The organism is Porphyrobacter sp. THAI-01a (assembly GCF_056868655.1).
This window is the reverse complement of record NZ_CP180579.1, coordinates 984,708-1,000,162: the sequence shown is the minus strand read 5'-3', so window position 1 is coordinate 1,000,162 and position 15,455 is coordinate 984,708. Positions and strand designations below refer to the sequence as shown.

The following is a 15,455-nucleotide window of genomic DNA, read 5'->3' as shown; positions in this document are numbered from 1 at the left end:
AGCCGGATGGGATCGCGAACGCACACCTCTGACAAGGCACCCCTGGTGCTGGGGATCGAATCGAGCTGCGACGAGACCGCGGTCGCGCTGGTGCGCGGCGACGGCACGATCGTGTCGCAGGCGATCGCCAGCCAGGAGGCCGAACATGCGCCCTATGGCGGCGTGGTGCCCGAGATCGCCGCGCGCGCCCATGCCGAGCGGCTCGCCCCGATGCTGGCGAAGGTGATGGACGAGGCGGGCGTGGCGCTCGACGATGTCGACGCCATTGCCGCCACCGCCGGCCCCGGGCTGATCGGCGGGGTGATGGTCGGACTGGTGAGCGCCAAGGCCCTCGCGATGGCGTCGGGCAAGCCGCTGCTGGCGGTCAACCACCTCGAAGGCCACGCGCTCTCGCCGCGCCTCGCGGACGCAGGGCTCGCCTTCCCCTACCTGCTGCTGCTGGTGTCGGGCGGGCATTGCCAGATCCTCGCCGTCGAGGGCGTCGGCCAGTATCGCCGCCTTGCCACCACCATCGACGACGCGCTGGGCGAGGCTTTCGACAAGACCGCGAAGATTCTCGGCCTCGGCTATCCCGGCGGCCCGGCGGTCGAGCGGCTGGCGCTGGAGGGCGATCCGAAGGCCGTGCCCCTGCCCCGCCCGCTCAAGGGTTCGAGCGAGCCGCATTTCTCCTTCGCGGGGCTGAAGAGCGCGGTGCTGCGGGCCAAGGAACGACAACAGCAACCCGTTCGGGCTGAGCCTGTCGAAGCCCTGCCCTTTCTTGAGGCTCGTCCCCACGTCGAAGAGAAGGACGGCCCTTCGACAAGCTCAGGGCGAACGGGTGGTGGTTCCTATTCCGACGCCGATATTGCCGCGAGCTTCCAGCAGGCGGCGGTCGAATGCCTGATCGACCGGCTCGAACGCGCGCTGGACAGCGCCGGGCCCTTCCCCGCGCTGGTCGTCGCGGGGGGCGTTGCGGCCAACCGGACGGTGCGCGCGGCGCTCGAGGCTCTGGCCGCGCGGCACGCGATGCGCTTCACCGCGCCGCCGCTCGCGCTTTGCACCGACAATGCCGCGATGATCGCCTGGGCCGGGTGCGAAAGGTTGGCGCTCGAGGGTGAGGGCTTCGCCGGCGACCCGCTCGATTTCGTCGCCCGCCCGCGCTGGCCGCTCGATCCGGCGGCCGAGGCGGTGCGCGGCGCGGGGGTCAAGGCGTGATTCCGGTCGGCGTCATCGGCGCAGGCGCGTGGGGCACGGCGCTCGCGCAGATGCTGGCGAGCGACGGGCGCGAGGTGGTGCTCTGGGCCTACGAGCCCGAGGTGGTGCAGGCGATCAACGCCGAACGCCGCAACCCGCTCTACCTGCCCTCCGCCACCCTCGCGCCGACCATCCGCGCGACCGGCGACCTCGGCCAGCTGGCCGGGATCGGCACGGTGCTGGTGGTGACGCCCGCGCAGGTGCTGGGCAAGGTGCTCTCGGGCCTTTCCGGAGCCCCGCGCGATCTGGTGCTGTGCTCCAAGGGGATCGAGGCGGGCACCGGACGGTTGATGAACGACGTCGCGCGCGAGGCCGCGCCCGCCAGCGCGGTGGCGGTGCTCTCCGGCCCGACCTTCGCGCACGAGGTTGCCGCGGGCCTTCCGACCGCGGTGACGCTGGCGTGCAGCGGCGGGCGCGCGCAGTGGGAACGCCTCGCGCCCGCGATCGCGCGGCCCGCCTTCCGTCCCTACTATTCCGACGACGTGACCGGCGCGGAGATCGGCGGGGCGGTCAAGAACGTGCTCGCCATCGCCTGCGGGGTGGTGGAGGGCCTTGCGCTGGGCCAGAACGCCCGCGCCGCGATCATCTCGCGCGGCTATGTCGAAATGCTGCGCTTTGGCGAGGCCTTGGGCGCGCAGGCCGAGACGTTGGCGGGTCTGTGCGGCCTCGGCGATCTGGTGCTCACCTGCTCCTCCACCTCGAGCCGCAATTTCAGCCTCGGCAAGGCGCTGGGCGAAGGCGCGCGCGCCGCCGACCTGATGGCCGACCGCCGCACCGTGGCCGAGGGCGCCTTCACGGCCCCCGTCCTCGCCGACCTCGCCGCCGCGCGCGGGATCGCCATGCCGATCGTCGATGCGGTGGACGCGATCCTCAAGGGCGCCGGGGCGCGCGCGGTGGTCGCCGCGCTGCTCGCCCGCCCCTTGCGTGCCGAGCTCGAAAGCGATGCCGGAGACCTCGGCGCGTGACCACGGGCAGCACCGCCGCGCCGGGGGACGGCGACGATCTCGCGCAGCTCGCCAAGGGCGGGCGGACGAACACGCTGGGCTTCGTCATCCGCCTGATCGCGCGCATCCCCTTCCTCGTCATCGCCACCCGCCTCTACGGGGCCGAGGCGCTCGGGCGCTTCGCCTCGGCGCTGGTGCTGATCGAGATCGTCGCCCTGCTCTGCTCGCTCGGCGAGAAGCGCGGCCTCGCCCAGCGCCTGTCGGAAGGGGCGGGCGAGAACCGGGCGGCGGAGACCAACCTCGTCTATGACGGCCTGCTGCTCGCGCTCGCCTATTCCGCCGTGGCGGCGGGCGTGTTGCTGGTGTTCCCCGAACCGATGTTCCCCAACGGGATGAACAGCGAGTGGGACATCTGGCTGGTCGCCACCATCCCCGCCTTCGCCATCACCGAGATCCTGCTCGCGGCTCAGGCCTACCGCTTCGACATCGCCACCACGGTGCGAGCGCGGGCGGTGGTGGAGCCGTGGACCATCTCGATCGGGGCGGGGGTGTTCTTCTTCATCCCCGCGACGCGCGAGGCGGGGCTGGCGCTGGCGTTCATCGCCTCGATCTATGCCGGGCTCCTGACCGCGCTGTGGCCCTTCCTGCGCAGCTACGGCCTGCCGCGGGGGTGGCAGCCGCAGGGCCGCGCGATGCTCGCCATGTCGGCCCGCGCCTTCCCGATCGTCGGCGCCGACGCGATCGAGCGGGGCACGCGGCTGCTCGACATCTTCATCCTCGGCCTCTTCGCACCGCCGCAGGCGGTGGGGATCTACTACGCCGCGCAGCAGATCGCCTCGCTGCCGCAGAAGCTCAAGACCAGCTTCGAGCCGATCCTCTCGCCGGTCATCACCAAGAACCTGCGCATCGGCAACATGGAGGCCATCGCCGCGCAGGTGCGGCAGGTGGGGTTCTGGATCATCGCCGTCCAGCTCGGCATCGCGCTGGTGCTGGGCGTGCCGGGCGAGGCGGTGATGGGGCTGTGGGGGCCGGATTACGTCGCGGGCACCGGCGCGCTCGCCTTCCTGCTCGCCGCCGAGGTCGCGGCCTCGATGGCGGTCGTCTCGGAGAGCGTGCTGGTCTACATCGCCAGGAAGCGCAACCTCGCCATCTCGGTCGCGATCATCGCGCTCCAGGCGACGCTCACCATCGCACTGATCAAGGCGGCGGATGCCTATGGCCTCGGCAAGGGCTACGAGGCCGCGAGCGCCGCGGGCGCGCTGCTGGTCGCGCTTGCCACCTCGAGCCTCGTCAAGGCGCTGCTGCTCAAGCACCTGCTCAAGGCCCCCGTCTCCAACTGGCGCTGGGCGCTGGTCTATGCCGCCGCGCCTGCCGTGGTGGTGGGATACGCCTTCACCTGGGCGCCCGAATGGGTCGAGCTGCTGGTCGGTGTCCCCGCGATCCTCGGCACCTACGCGCTCGTGATCTGGCGGCGCGGCTTCGGCGAGGCGGACAAGGCGCTGTTCCGCAAGCAGGTGGTGCCCGATCCCGAGACCGACCTCGCCTAGCGCCGCGCCCCGAAAACCAACCTCGCGCTTGGGCGCGGCCCCACGAGCCTGCTAAAGCGCGCGACTCACGCAGACCATCCGGAAAGCCACGAACATGATCTCCGCCGACATCGCCTCCTATCTGCCGCTGATCCTGATCGGCCTCGCCGTGCTGGTGTTCGTCATCTGGCTGATCGCGCGCGGCGGGCGCAAGGCGCGGGTGGTCGAGGAGGACGGCGCCCCCGGCATCGCCCGCGACGTGCTCGCCGAGGGCGCCGCGCCTGCCCCGCGCAACCAGGCGCTGATCGATGCGCCGCGCGCCGTCGACATCATCCAGGGCCCGCTCTCGGCCGCCGCCAACGCCCAGCCGACCGCCGCCGCGCCGCTCGGCACCGACGCGGAAGCCGGCCCCGAGATTGCCCCGGCCCCCGCACCCGAGCCGGAACCCGCCCCCGCCCCCGCTGCTACGCCCGGCGCGGGCGACGACCTTACCCGGATCAAGGGCCTCGGCCCCAAGATCGCCGCGCTGCTCGGCGAATTCGGCATCACCACCTTCGCCCAGATCGCCGCCTGGACGCCCGAGGAGGTCGAGCGGATCGACGCGAAAATGGGGCGCTTCAGCGGACGGATCACCCGCGACCAATGGGTGGAACAGGCCCGGCTGCTCGCTGCGGGCGACGAAAGCACCTTTGCAGAACAATTCGGCAGGAATGGATAATATTCCCGCAAGCTTGACGTCCAAACCGTGATACATTCCCCCGATTGGGATTCGTTTGACGCGGGAGAGGACCGATGGCCGTGCGCATCCTGGTGGCCGAAGACGAGTTCGTGACCGCCTTCGACCTGTGCGACACCTTCGAGGAAGCAGGCTACGAGGTGGAAGGCCCGCACGCCGGGATCTGCTCGGCCATGCTCGCCTGCCAGAAGGAAAGGCCCGACGTGGTGCTGCTCGATGTCGAGCTGGCCGACGGGCTGACCTACGAACTGGCGCAGAAGCTGATCGACGAGAACGTGCCGGTGATCATCCATTCCGACCCGGACGAGGCGGGCGAGCTGGCCGCCCGGTTCCCGCGCGCAACCACGCTCGCCAAGCCCTGCCCGCCGGCCAAGCTGCTCGACACGGTGAGCCGCGCGCTGGCGCCGGCCTGAGCTAGCCGGAACGGTCTGCCAGCCGCCCCGGCGCGACCCGACGAAGTTCTCAAGCCCGCCCTTGCCCCCCCGCCTCAACCCTGCGATGGCAGGCCCATGAGCACGATGAGACTCTACGGCTATTTCCGCAGCTCGACCTCCTACCGCCTGCGCATCGCCCTCAATCTCAAGGGCCTCGCCTTCGAGAACGTGCCGGTCAATCTCGTCACCGCCGAGAACAAGGATCAGGGCTTCACCAGCCGCAATCCCTTCGGCTCGCTGCCGATGCTCGAGGCCGACGGGCGCGACCGGGCGCAGTCGATGGCGCTGCTCGAATGGCTCGACGAGGCCTATCCGCAAGCCCCCTTCCTGCCCCGCGACATCGAGGACCGCTATACCGTGCGCGAACTGGCCTATGCCATCGCCACCGAGATCCACGCGGTGAACAACCTGCCGGTGCTGAAATACCTCAAGGACCCGCTCGGCCACACGCAGGACGAGATCGACGTCTGGTACCGCACCTGGCTGAAGCGCACGCTCGATCCGGTCGAGGCGCGGCTGGCGATGCTGGGCACCGGGGATTTCCTCCACGGCGATGCCCCCGGCCTGTTCGAGATCGTGCTCGTGCCCCAGCTCTACAATGCGCGGCGCTTTGCCTACGACCTGTCGGCGAGCCCGCACCTCACCCGCATCGAGGCCGCCTGCCTCGCCCTGCCCGCCTTCGCCGCGGCGCACCCCGATATGCAGGTCGATGCGCCGGCGCAATGAACCAAACCCGTTCGCCCTGAGCTTGTCGAAGGGCCGTCCTTTCCTGAAGGATGCGGGACAGAAGAAAAACAGTGCTTCGACAAGCTCAGCACGAACGGAAGCTTAGGAAGAGAGACGATGAAACTCGCAACCCTCGACAACGGCACGCGCGACGGCAGGCTGGTGGTGGTGTCGAAAGACCTCACCCGCTGCTGCGCCGCCGGTTACATCGCGCCCACGCTGCAATATGCGCTCGACAACTGGGATCGGGTCGCACCCGAGCTCGAGGTGCTGGCCCGCGATGTCGAGCACGAGACGGTGCCCTGCGAGCGGTTCCACGAACGACAGGCCCACTCGCCCCTGCCGCGTGCCTATCAATGGGCGGACGGCAGCGCCTACATTAACCACGTGGAGCTGGTGCGTCAGGCGAGGGGCGCCAAGGTGCCCGAGAGCTTCTACACCGACCCGCTGATGTATCAGGGCGGCTCGGACGCCTTCCTGCGCCCGCGGCAGGACATTCCCCTGGGCGACCCCGCGTGGGGCTGCGACATGGAGGGCGAGATCGCCTGCATCACCGGCGACGTGCCGATGGGCTGCACGCCCAAGGAAGCGGCGGGCCACATCCGCCTGCTGATGCTGGTCAACGATGTTTCCCTGCGCGGTCTGATCCCGCCGGAGCTGGAGAAGGGCTTCGGCTTCTTCCAGTCCAAGCCCGCCAGCGCCTTCTCGCCGGTCGCGGTGACGCCCGACGAACTGGGCGATGCGTGGAAGGACGCGCTCATCCACCTGCCGCTGATGGTCGACCTCAACGGCAAGCCCTTCGGCCGGGCAAACGCCGGGGTCGACGCGACCTTCAACCTCGCCCAACTGGTCGCCCACGCCGCCAAGACCCGCAATCTGTGCGCCGGGACGATCATCGGCACCGGCACGATCTCGAACAAGGGCGTCGATGGCGGCCCCGGCCAGCCGGTGGCAGAGGGCGGCGCGGGCTATTCCTGCATCGCCGAGATCCGCATGATCGAAACGATCCGTGACGGCCAGCCCTCGACCCCGTTCATGCAGGCTGGCGACACGGTGCGGATCGAGATGCGCGATGCGGCGAACCACTCGATCTTCGGCGCGATCGAACAGCACGTCGTCGCGGTATGACGTGCCGCTGTCGTCGCGCGGTCGTTGCGCGGTCGTCGCCATGTCGTTGCAGCACCGTCCCGCGGGCGTGATGCGCCCGAAATAATCCCCTATCCAGCACGAGAGAACGCACCATGACCACCTACCCCGCCCTCAGGATGTTCATCGCCGGCCAGTGGATCGCCGAGGGCGAGGCCGGCTCGATGGAGGTGGTCAACCCCTCTACGGGTGCAGTGATCGGCCAGTGCCCCAAGGCCTCGACCGCCCAGCTCGACGCCGCGCTGAAGGCGGCGGGCGATGCCTTCCCCGACTGGAGCCGCACGCCCGGCGCCGAGCGTCACGCGATCCTGCGCCGCGCCGCCGACCTGCTGCGCGCGCGGGCGGACGAGATCGCCCGGGTCATCACCGCCGAGATGGGAAAGCCCAAGGCGCAGGCCGTGGGCGAGATCATCGGCTCGGCCGACGTCATTGATTTTCTTGGTGAAGAAGCCAAGCGACGCGGCGGCCGGCTGATCCCCGCGCGGGGATCCCAACTGATCGCGCAGATCGTGACGCACGAGCCGATCGGCCCGGCGGTGCTGCTCACGCCGTGGAACTTCCCGATCAACCTCCCCGCCAAGAAGATCGCCGGCGCGCTGGCGGCAGGCTGCACCGCGATCCTCAAGCCCGCGGAGAACACGCCCGGCGCGGCGCAGATGCTGGTCGAGTGCTTCGTCGATGCCGGGGTGCCCGAAGGCGTGCTCAACCTCGTCCACGGCGACCCCGGCCCGATCGCCGAGCACCTCATCGCCTCGCCCGTGACCCGCAAGGTGAGCTTCACCGGATCGACCGCGGTCGGCAAGCAGCTCGGCGCTCTGGCGGCCACCCACATGAAGCGCTTCGCCCCCGAGCTCGGCGGCCATGCCCCTGTCATCGTGAGCAAGAATGCCGATCTCGCGCGGGCCGTGGCAATGTGCGCGACGACCAAGTTCCGCAATGCCGGACAGGTCTGCGTCTCGCCCACGCGGTTCCTGGTGGCGAAGGAGGTCTACGACGAATTCGTCGCCGAATTCGCCGCCCGCACCGCGAGGATCAAGGTCGGCGATCCCGGTGCCGACGACAGCGTCGACATGGGCCCCCTCGCCCACGCCCGGCGCGTGGCGGCGATGGAGCAGGTGGTCGCCGACGCCGGCGGCAACCGCGGCGAGGTGGTGACCGGCGGCTCTGCCATCGCCGGGCAGGGCTTCTTCTTCCAGCCCACGGTGATCGCCAATCCGGCACCCGACAGCCGCTTCATGCTCGAGGAGCCCTTCGGCCCGGTCGCCGGGATCGTCCCCTTCGACGACATCGCCGATGCCGTGCGGATCGCCAATTCGCTGCGCTATGGCCTTGCCGCCTATGCCTTTTCCGCCGATCTCGACGAGGCGCACGAACTCGGCCGGGCCTTGCGCGCGGGGATGGTGGGGATCAACCAGCTGATCGTCTCGTCGCCCGAAACCCCCTTCGGCGGGGTGGGCGACAGCGGGTTCGGATCGGAGGGGGGCGAGGAAGGCTATCTCGCCTTCACCGACACCAAGCTGGTGATGCTGGCCAAGGCTGGCGGCTGACCGGCTGCCCGCTTCAGCCGATGAGGCTGGCGATGCGCGCCAGGATCGACGAGCGCCGTTTCATGGGCTGAATACGCCCGTAGCGCGCGCGGCGCGAATTTTCGTCCTGGATACAAACAGTACGGCGCATGGGATCTGGCCCACTGGACCAGATGGTCGGTCTTGCCATCGATCGCGTCCCCGATTCGGCGGTTGTTATGAGCACAATTTACCAGCAAGCCTGTGGAAAACACAGACCGAATGTGGTTAACGCTCTTGCATTGCCCGATTCATGGGTCGGTTCGCCGGACGCCCGCTGCGCGCACATCCGCAAGGGTCGGATAACCATTAACGGCCATCAGGAGATCGGCCTCGGCGAGGATCGATCTTAACACCCAGGCCGCGCCCTCGGCCCCGCCAAGCGCGAGTCCGTAGGTGTAGGGCCGCCCCACCCCGACCGCCCGCGCCCCGAGCGCCAGCGCCTTCACCGCGTCGGTGCCGGAGCGCACGCCGCTGTCGAACAGGACCGGGGTGTCGCCCGCAGCCGCGACCACATCGCCGAGCAGGTCGATGGTCGCGATCCCGCCGTTCGCCTGCCGCCCGCCGTGGTTCGAGCAGTAGATCGCATCCGCCCCGGAATCGACCGCGCGGCGCGCGTCATCGGGGTGGCAGATGCCCTTGAGGACGATGGGGAGCTTCGTCACCGACTTGAACCACGCCATGTCGTCCCAGGTCAGCACCTGCCCGAAGGTCGCCGCCCAGGTGAAGATCGCCGCCGCCGGGTCCTCCTCGGGCGGCCGCGCGAGCAGGGAGCGGAACACCGGATCGCAGAAGTAGTTCTGGAGCACCTTGCCGCGCAGCTGCGGGAAGTTCGACGCGTTGAGATCGCGCGGGCGCCAGCCGGTCACCCAGGTGTCGAGCGTCACCACCAGCGCGGAATAGCCGGCCTCCTCGGCGCGGCGGATCAGGCTTTCCGCCAGTTCCCTGTTCTTGGGCGTGTAGAGCTGGAACCAGGCGGGCGTGTCGCCGCAGGCGGCCTTCACGTCCTCGAGCGGATCGTTCGCGAGGGTCGAGGCGCAGAACGGCACCCCCGTCATCGCCGAGGCGCGCGCGGCGGCCATGTCGCCGTGGCGGTCCTGCGAAGCCTCGCCGTTGAGGCCGATGGGGGCCATGAACAGGGGCGTCGGGTAGCGGTGGCCGAACAGCTCGATGGAAAGATCGCGGGTCGAGCAGTCGACCATCATGCGCGGCACCATGCCCCAGTGGTGGAAAGCCTTCGCGTTCTGGTCCTGCGTGTGCTCGTCGCCGCAGCCGCCCGCGACATAATTGGTGAGCATCGGCCCCAAGGCCTCGTGCGCGCGCTTCTCCAGTGTGGCGAAATCGACCGGCCAGGTGGGCAGGATGCCCTTCAGCCCGGCATTGTAGATCTCGTTCTGCATCGCGCCGAAATAGGTCATGGCGTGTGGTCTCTCCCGTCTTTCTCGGGCGGGAATTCAGACGATCGGCCCCGATCGGGCAAGCGGTTTTTCAGGCGAGCAGGCGCTGGAGCCGGGGCCGGACCCTGAGGAAGCGGAGATAGGCAGCCTCGAGCACCCGCAGCACCGCGGGCGAGCGCGCCGCCAGCCCCAGCGGGCGCAGCAGCGGAATGGCGCGCCACATCGCCGCGAAGGCCGCCGCGCCGGAGTGGATCACGCCGTCCTCCTCGGCATGGAACCGCGCGAGCAGCGCCGCCCGGTCGATGGGGCACGAGGGATCGGCCCCTTGCGCCACATCGACGAAGATGATGCGGCCGCGCCTGTCCAATCGCCGCATCAGCCCGATCTCACGCAGGCACAGCGGGCAGGCACCGTCGTACCAGACCTTCACCCGGCTCACGGCGCGATCCACAGGCGGATGATGTAAGCCACCGCGCCCAGCACCGCGACGCTGGCCGCCCAGATGCCCGCCATCCACAGCAGGCGCTTCCACAGCGGGCCTTCGGGCTCCCTCTCGGGAGGCGCAAGCATCAGTGATACCCCTCATCCGCCACCTTGCCGCGGAACACCCAGTAGGCCCACGCCGTGTAGGCGATGATCAGCGGCATGGTGATGGCGACCCCCACCAGCATGAAGATCTGGCTCCGCTCCGGCGCGGCGGCGTCCCAGATGGTGAGGCCGGGGGGCACGACATAGGGCCAGATGGTGACTCCCAGCCCGCTCATCCCGAGGAAGAACAGCGCGATCGAGAGCCAGAAGGGCTTGGAATTGCGCGCGTTGAGGATGCCGTGGAGCAGCGAGAGCGACACCACGGCCGTGACGATCGGCACCGGCGCGACCCAGTATATCTGCGGCGCGGCGAGCCAGTGGGCGGCATATTCCTCGTTGAGCGCGATGTTGTAGAGGCTCACCGCCCCCATCAGCACGATCGTCGCACCGCCCGCCCATATGGCGAGCTTGCGGGCGTGATCCTGCTCGGCGCCGTCGAGCTTCCAGATCAGCCAGGTGCTCCCGAGCAGCGCATAGCCCGCCACGGTGCCGAGGCCGGTCAGAAGCGTGTACGGCGTGAGCCAGTCCCACCAACTACCCGCATACGACCTGTCGACCACCTCGATACCCTGCAACAACGCGCCCAGCGTCATGCCCTGCGCCAGCGCCGCGACCAGCGAGCCGCCGGTGAAGGCCATGTCCCAGAACCGCTGGTGCCCCGGATCGCGCCAGCGGTATTCGAAGGCCACCCCGCGGAACACGAGGCCGAGCAGCATCGCGATGATCAGCGGATAGGTCGCGGGCAGGATCACGGCATAGGCGAGCGGGAAGGCGGCGAAGAGCCCGCCCCCGCCCAGCACCAGCCAGGTCTCGTTCCCGTCCCACACCGGCGCGATCGAGTTCATCGCCCGGTCCCGCTCGCGCCCGGCGGCGAAGGTCGGGAAGAGGATGCCGATGCCGAGGTCGAAGCCGTCCATCACCACATAGGCGAAGACCGCGAAGGCGATGATGAAGGCCCAGATGACGGTGAGGTCCATCACACCGGCTCCTTTTCGGGGCTGGCGGAGGGCAGGGTTTCCTCCCCGCCCGGGTTCTGGGTCGGGCCCGGGGTGATGCCCGCGGTGCGGATCGGGCCGACATCGCCGCGCTTGACGCCGTATTCGCCCGGGTGCGGGGCCTTGCCCATCAGCTTGAGGATGTACCACACGCCGATGCCGAAGACGGTGAAATAGACGAGGATGAAGGCGAGCAGCGAGGCCGCGACCGCGGGTGCATCGAGCGGGCTTGCGGCATCGGCGGTGCGCAGGAGGCCATAGATCACGAAAGGCTGGCGCCCGACCTCGGTGGTGATCCATCCGGCAAGCACGGCCGCAAAGCCCGAGGGCCCCATCAGGACCGCGGCGCGGTGGAGCCAGGGGAGGTCGTAGAGAGTGCCGCGAACGCGCCCCCAAAGGCTCCACAGCCCGATCCCGAGCATGGCGAAGCCGATGCCCACCATGATGCGGAAGCTCCAGAAGACGATCGGCACCGGCGGCTCCTCGTCATCGGGGATCGTGTCGAGCCCGGCGAGCGGCGCGTTCCAGTCATGCTTGAGGATGAAGGACGAGGCCTTGGGGATCTCGATCGCGTAGCGCACCGTCTTCGCCTCGCTGTCGGGGATGCCGAACAGGATCAGCGGCGCGCCTTCGGGGTGGCTCTGGTAGTGCCCCTCCATCGCCATGACCTTGGCGGGCTGGTGCTCGAGCGTGTTGAGGCCGTGCATGTCGCCAGCGACGATCTGCGCCGGGGTGACAATCGCGGCCATCCACATCGCCATCGAAAACATCGTGCGCGCATGGGGATTGGCCTTGTCCTTGAGCAGGTGCCACGCCCCCACCGCGCCGACCACGAAGGCGGTCGTCAGGTAAGCCGCCATCACCGTGTGGACGAGGCGATAGGGAAAACTCGGGTTGAAGATGATCGCGGTCCAGCTCTCGCCCGGCAGATATTGCCCGTTGTCGCCGAGGATGTAGCCGGTCGGCGTCTGCATCCAGCTGTTCACGCTGAGGATCCAGAAGGCCGAGACGAAGGTGCCCAGCGCCACCATCAGCGTGGCGGCAAAGTGCAGCTTCCTGCCCACCTTGTTCATCCCGAACAGCATGACGCCCAGAAAGCCCGCCTCGAGGAAGAAGGCGGTCAGCACCTCGTAGGCCATCAGCGGCCCGATCACCGGCCCGGCCACGTCGGAGAACACAGACCAGTTGGTGCCGAACTGGTAGGACATGACGATGCCCGAGACGACGCCCATCGCAAAGGCGATGGCGAAGATCTTCAGCCAGTACTTGAAGAGGTCGAGATAGACGCTCTTGCCGGTCTTGAGCCACAGCCCTTCCAGCACCGCGAGATAGCTCGCCAGCCCGATCGAGAAGGCCGGGAAGAAGAAGTGGAAGCTCACCGTGAAGGCGAACTGGATCCGCGCGAGCAACAGGGCGTCGAGGTTCTCAAGCATGATCGGCAGCTAATCCTCTGGCGGCAGCGATCAATTGCAATGGCTGCACCTGATATACGGTCGGACGCGGAAAGGGTTGCAGGGGCCGCGCGCGTCACGTCCAGAGCGCAAGGGCGCTGCGCCAGAGCATGTAGAAGGCCACGGCAAAGATCAGCAGCGCGAACACGGTCTTGAGCTGTCCGCCGTCCGAAAGCCGCTGCGACAGGCGCGTGCCCGCCAGCCCGCCCGCGACCCCGCCGGCGATGAACACGCCGGCGAGCAGCCAGTCGACGAGGCCCGAGACCGCGTAATTGCCTGCCGTGGCGAGCCCGAAGGCGGTCACCGCCACGAGGCTGGTGCCGACCGCGTTCAGCATCAGCATGTCGGTCGAGGCGATCAGGCCCGGGACGATCAGGAAGCCGCCGCCAATCCCGAAAAAGCCGCTGAAGGCGCCCGTCCCGAGCCCGAAGGCGATAAGGCGCGGCGCGTTCTCGCGGTTCAGCCTGACGCCGGGCGTGCCGCTCGCCTTGCGGCTGCGCAGCATCAGCGCGCCCACCGCCAGCATCAGCAGCGCGAAGAGGAACAGCAGCTTCTGCCCGTCGACGCTCTTGCCCAGCGTCGATCCGCCGAGCGCCCCCAGCACGCCGAAACCGGCATAGACCAGCCCGCAGCGCCAGCGCACGTTGCCCGCACGGGCGTGCTGGGCAAGGCCGGTCGCGGCGTTGGCGGCGACCGCGAGCGCGCTGGTGCCGATCGCGACATGGGGGTTCTGGACCCCGACGAGATAGACCATCAGCGGCACCGCGAGGATCGACCCGCCCCCGCCGACCAGCCCCAGCGCGAAGCCGACCAGCACCCCCGACAGGGTGCCGAGCGCCAGATGGAGCGTGTCGATCACCCCGCCCGCCCCTCGATCAGGCGCACCAGCACCATGCCCGCGAGCATCGCTGCCACGAAAGTCGCCGCCTCTTTGGGCGCGATCGCCAGCGCGGCGAAGCCCGGCCCGGGGCACAGGCCGGCGATGCCCCAGCCCACCCCGAAGAGCGCCGATCCGCCGACGAGGCGGGGGGTGAGGTCGTTGCGGTCGGGCAGCGCGAAACCTTCGGCGAAGAAGGGGCGCAGCATCCGGCGCTGGAGCATCCAGGCCAGCGCCATCACCAGCACCGCCCCGCCCATGACGAAGGCGAGCGTCGGGTCCCAAGCCCCGAACAGGTCGAGGAAGCCGCGCACCCGCGCCGGATCGGTCATGCCGCCGATGGTGAGCCCCGCGCCGAAGATCGTGCCCGCCGCCAGCGGGACCAGGCCTGCGCGGATCACGGCAGCACCTCCAGCCCGAGCGCGTTCATCGCCGCCACCGTGGCGAAGCCGGTGATCATGAAGGTGGCCGTGGCGACCAGCGAGCGCTGCGACAGCCGGCTCATCCCGCACACCCCGTGCCCGCTGGTGCAGCCGGAACCGAGCCGCGTGCCGATGCCGACGATCAGTCCGGCGATCGCCAGCGTCATGGGCGAGGCGAAGGCTGGCGCGGGCGCGGCGGTCAGCGCGGTGACGATCAGCGCACCGAGCGGCAGGCCGAGCAGGAAGGCCCACGCCCCGGCGCGCGGCAGCGAACTCTCGGCGATGCCGAAGGCGCGCGCGGCAATGCCCGAGACGCCGGCAATCCGCCCCGCCCCCAGCAGCATCAGCGCAGCGGCAAGGCCGATCAGCACCCCGCCGATCAGCCCCGGCAGGGGTGCGGCATCGGGAAAGCCCGGCAGCATCATACCGCGTTGACCGGGAGCTTGAGGTAGACCACCCCGTTCTCCTCCGCCGGCGGCAGGTGGCCGGCGCGCATGTTGACCTGCACGCTCGGCAGGATCAGGCGCGGCATGTCGAGCGTCGCGTCGCGCGCCTCGCGCATGATCACGAATTCGTCCTCGGTGATGCCGTCATGCGCGTGGATATTGCCCGCGCGCTCGGCGGCGACGGTGGTTTCCCAGACATAGGTCGTGCGGCCCTTGGGCAGGTAGTCGTGGCACATGAACAGGCGCGTCGAGGGCGGAAGCGCGAGGATGCGGCGCAGCGAGCGGAACAGGGTGCGCGCATCGCCTCCGGGGAAGTCGGCGCGCGCGGTGCCGTAGTCGGGCATGAACATGGTGTCGCCCACGAAGACGGCGTCGCCGACGACATAGGCGATGCAGGCCGGGGTGTGGCCGGGGACGTGCATGACGGTGACCGGCAGGTTGCCGATGGTGAAGGTATCGCCGTCCTTGAACAGGGCATCGAACTGCGAGCCGTCACGCGCGAATTCGGTGCCCGCGTTGAACAGCTTGCCGAACACCTGCTGGACCGCGGTGATGTCGGCGCCGATGGCGATCTTCCCGCCGAGCCGCTCTTGCAGATAGGGCGCGGCCGAGAAGTGGTCGGCATGGGCATGGGTCTCCAGCAGCCATGTCACTTTCAGATTATGCGAAGTGACATAGTCGATCACCCTGTCAGCAGATAGAGTCGCGGTGCGGCCCGAGCTCGGATCAAAGTCCAGAACCGAGTCCACGACCGCCGCCTCGCGCGTCGCCGGATCGTGGACGACGTAGGTGACGGTGAAGGTGGCCGGATCGAAGAAGCCGGCGATTTCAGGGCGGAGCGCGGCGTCTTCGGCGGCACGCAGAACTTGCGCGGCGGCGGCTTGCAGCACGGGATCGTCAGTGGGCATGTCATCCCTCCAATTCATTTTCATAAATCGTGTATATGTGTTGCAATCCCGCTGTCAAGTG

General features: G+C 69.2%; 17 protein-coding genes. 8 read left to right on the top strand and 9 right to left on the bottom strand.

The features are described from left to right. Positions 1 to 6 precede the first annotated feature (6 nt). The 8 genes from tsaD to ACMX37_RS04795 all read left to right on the top strand — a co-directional run bounded on the left by tsaD (position 7) and on the right by ACMX37_RS04795 (position 8,292). The gene (gene tsaD / locus ACMX37_RS04830; RefSeq protein WP_483147760.1) at positions 7 to 1,194 is read left to right on the top strand and encodes a tRNA (adenosine(37)-N6)-threonylcarbamoyltransferase complex transferase subunit TsaD; all 1,188 of its coding nucleotides are present in this window, start codon (positions 7 to 9) and stop codon (positions 1,192 to 1,194) included. Further along, positions 1,191 to 2,198 carry an NAD(P)H-dependent glycerol-3-phosphate dehydrogenase gene (locus tag ACMX37_RS04825; protein WP_483147759.1) on the top strand — a complete coding sequence of 336 codons (1,008 nt, stop codon included), beginning with the start codon at positions 1,191 to 1,193 and terminating at the stop codon, positions 2,196 to 2,198. Before tsaD ends, ACMX37_RS04825 begins: the two co-directional genes overlap by 4 nt. Continuing rightward, positions 2,195 to 3,724 (top strand): lipopolysaccharide biosynthesis protein, encoded by a 1,530-nt coding sequence (locus tag ACMX37_RS04820; protein ID WP_483147758.1) that lies wholly within the window; start codon positions 2,195 to 2,197, stop codon positions 3,722 to 3,724. The genes ACMX37_RS04825 and ACMX37_RS04820 overlap by 4 nt, the downstream gene beginning before the upstream one ends. A 94-nt stretch (positions 3,725 to 3,818) precedes the next feature. Further along, positions 3,819 to 4,421 carry a hypothetical protein gene (locus ACMX37_RS04815; protein WP_483147757.1) on the top strand — a complete coding sequence of 201 codons (603 nt, stop codon included), beginning with the start codon at positions 3,819 to 3,821 and terminating at the stop codon, positions 4,419 to 4,421. A gap of 74 nt (positions 4,422 to 4,495) precedes the next feature. Further along, complete coding sequence (locus tag ACMX37_RS04810) at positions 4,496 to 4,852, top strand: response regulator (RefSeq protein WP_483147756.1); 357 nt, start codon at positions 4,496 to 4,498, stop codon at positions 4,850 to 4,852. 105 nt (positions 4,853 to 4,957) lie between these two features. Next, entirely contained in the window at positions 4,958 to 5,599 is a 642-nt protein-coding gene (maiA, locus tag ACMX37_RS04805; RefSeq protein WP_483148363.1) for a maleylacetoacetate isomerase, read from the top strand. 117 nt (positions 5,600 to 5,716) lie between these two features. Continuing rightward, positions 5,717 to 6,727, top strand: coding sequence for a fumarylacetoacetate hydrolase family protein (locus ACMX37_RS04800; RefSeq protein ID WP_483147755.1), 1,011 nt, complete (start codon positions 5,717 to 5,719; stop codon positions 6,725 to 6,727). Positions 6,728 to 6,840: 113 nt separating this feature from the next. Further along, a complete protein-coding gene (locus ACMX37_RS04795) occupies positions 6,841 to 8,292 on the top strand; it encodes an NAD-dependent succinate-semialdehyde dehydrogenase (RefSeq protein ID WP_483147754.1) in 1,452 nt (483 codons plus the stop codon). Between the two features lie 269 nt (positions 8,293 to 8,561). Here the strand turns inward: ACMX37_RS04795 and ACMX37_RS04790 are convergent, their stop codons facing one another. The 9 genes from ACMX37_RS04790 to ACMX37_RS04750 all read right to left on the bottom strand — a co-directional run bounded on the left by ACMX37_RS04790 (position 8,562) and on the right by ACMX37_RS04750 (position 15,394). Beyond that, positions 8,562 to 9,728 (bottom strand): alpha-hydroxy-acid oxidizing protein, encoded by a 1,167-nt coding sequence (locus ACMX37_RS04790; protein WP_483147753.1) that lies wholly within the window; start codon positions 9,726 to 9,728, stop codon positions 8,562 to 8,564. Between the two features lie 70 nt (positions 9,729 to 9,798). Continuing rightward, positions 9,799 to 10,146, bottom strand: a complete 348-nt coding sequence (locus tag ACMX37_RS04785; RefSeq protein WP_483147752.1) for a thiol-disulfide oxidoreductase DCC family protein — start codon at positions 10,144 to 10,146, stop codon at positions 9,799 to 9,801. Next, positions 10,143 to 10,277 carry a DUF2474 domain-containing protein gene (locus ACMX37_RS04780; protein WP_088914883.1) on the bottom strand — a complete coding sequence of 45 codons (135 nt, stop codon included), beginning with the start codon at positions 10,275 to 10,277 and terminating at the stop codon, positions 10,143 to 10,145. Before ACMX37_RS04780 ends, ACMX37_RS04785 begins: the two co-directional genes overlap by 4 nt. Next, positions 10,277 to 11,272, bottom strand: a complete 996-nt coding sequence (cydB, locus tag ACMX37_RS04775) for a cytochrome d ubiquinol oxidase subunit II (RefSeq protein WP_088914884.1) — start codon at positions 11,270 to 11,272, stop codon at positions 10,277 to 10,279. Before cydB ends, ACMX37_RS04780 begins: the two co-directional genes overlap by 1 nt. Continuing rightward, on the bottom strand, positions 11,272 to 12,723 hold the full coding sequence (locus ACMX37_RS04770) for a cytochrome ubiquinol oxidase subunit I (protein ID WP_483147751.1): 1,452 nt from the start codon (positions 12,721 to 12,723) through the stop codon (positions 11,272 to 11,274). The genes cydB and ACMX37_RS04770 overlap by 1 nt, the downstream gene beginning before the upstream one ends. A 94-nt stretch (positions 12,724 to 12,817) precedes the next feature. Further along, complete coding sequence (locus ACMX37_RS04765) at positions 12,818 to 13,597, bottom strand: sulfite exporter TauE/SafE family protein (protein WP_483148362.1); 780 nt, start codon at positions 13,595 to 13,597, stop codon at positions 12,818 to 12,820. After that, the gene (locus ACMX37_RS04760; RefSeq protein WP_483147750.1) at positions 13,597 to 14,019 is read right to left on the bottom strand and encodes a DUF6691 family protein; all 423 of its coding nucleotides are present in this window, start codon (positions 14,017 to 14,019) and stop codon (positions 13,597 to 13,599) included. The genes ACMX37_RS04765 and ACMX37_RS04760 overlap by 1 nt, the downstream gene beginning before the upstream one ends. Beyond that, on the bottom strand, positions 14,016 to 14,465 hold the full coding sequence (locus ACMX37_RS04755) for a YeeE/YedE family protein (protein WP_483147749.1): 450 nt from the start codon (positions 14,463 to 14,465) through the stop codon (positions 14,016 to 14,018). Before ACMX37_RS04755 ends, ACMX37_RS04760 begins: the two co-directional genes overlap by 4 nt. Continuing rightward, positions 14,462 to 15,394, bottom strand: a complete 933-nt coding sequence (locus tag ACMX37_RS04750; protein ID WP_483147748.1) for an MBL fold metallo-hydrolase — start codon at positions 15,392 to 15,394, stop codon at positions 14,462 to 14,464. Before ACMX37_RS04750 ends, ACMX37_RS04755 begins: the two co-directional genes overlap by 4 nt. Positions 15,395 to 15,455 lie beyond the last annotated feature (61 nt).

Coding starts and splice junctions, on each gene's coding strand:
- tsaD (WP_483147760.1), top strand. CDS start 7: ATGGGATCGCGAACGCACACCTCTGACAAGGCACCCCTGGTGCTGGGG.
- ACMX37_RS04815 (WP_483147757.1), top strand. CDS start 3,819: ATGATCTCCGCCGACATCGCCTCCTATCTGCCGCTGATCCTGATCGGC.
- ACMX37_RS04810 (WP_483147756.1), top strand. CDS start 4,496: ATGGCCGTGCGCATCCTGGTGGCCGAAGACGAGTTCGTGACCGCCTTC.
- maiA (WP_483148363.1), top strand. CDS start 4,958: ATGAGACTCTACGGCTATTTCCGCAGCTCGACCTCCTACCGCCTGCGC.
- ACMX37_RS04800 (WP_483147755.1), top strand. CDS start 5,717: ATGAAACTCGCAACCCTCGACAACGGCACGCGCGACGGCAGGCTGGTG.
- ACMX37_RS04795 (WP_483147754.1), top strand. CDS start 6,841: ATGACCACCTACCCCGCCCTCAGGATGTTCATCGCCGGCCAGTGGATC.
- ACMX37_RS04790 (WP_483147753.1), bottom strand. CDS start 9,728: ATGACCTATTTCGGCGCGATGCAGAACGAGATCTACAATGCCGGGCTG.
- ACMX37_RS04780 (WP_088914883.1), bottom strand. CDS start 10,277: ATGCTTGCGCCTCCCGAGAGGGAGCCCGAAGGCCCGCTGTGGAAGCGC.
- cydB (WP_088914884.1), bottom strand. CDS start 11,272: ATGGACCTCACCGTCATCTGGGCCTTCATCATCGCCTTCGCGGTCTTC.
- ACMX37_RS04770 (WP_483147751.1), bottom strand. CDS start 12,723: ATGCTTGAGAACCTCGACGCCCTGTTGCTCGCGCGGATCCAGTTCGCC.
- ACMX37_RS04755 (WP_483147749.1), bottom strand. CDS start 14,465: ATGATGCTGCCGGGCTTTCCCGATGCCGCACCCCTGCCGGGGCTGATC.
- ACMX37_RS04750 (WP_483147748.1), bottom strand. CDS start 15,394: ATGCCCACTGACGATCCCGTGCTGCAAGCCGCCGCCGCGCAAGTTCTG.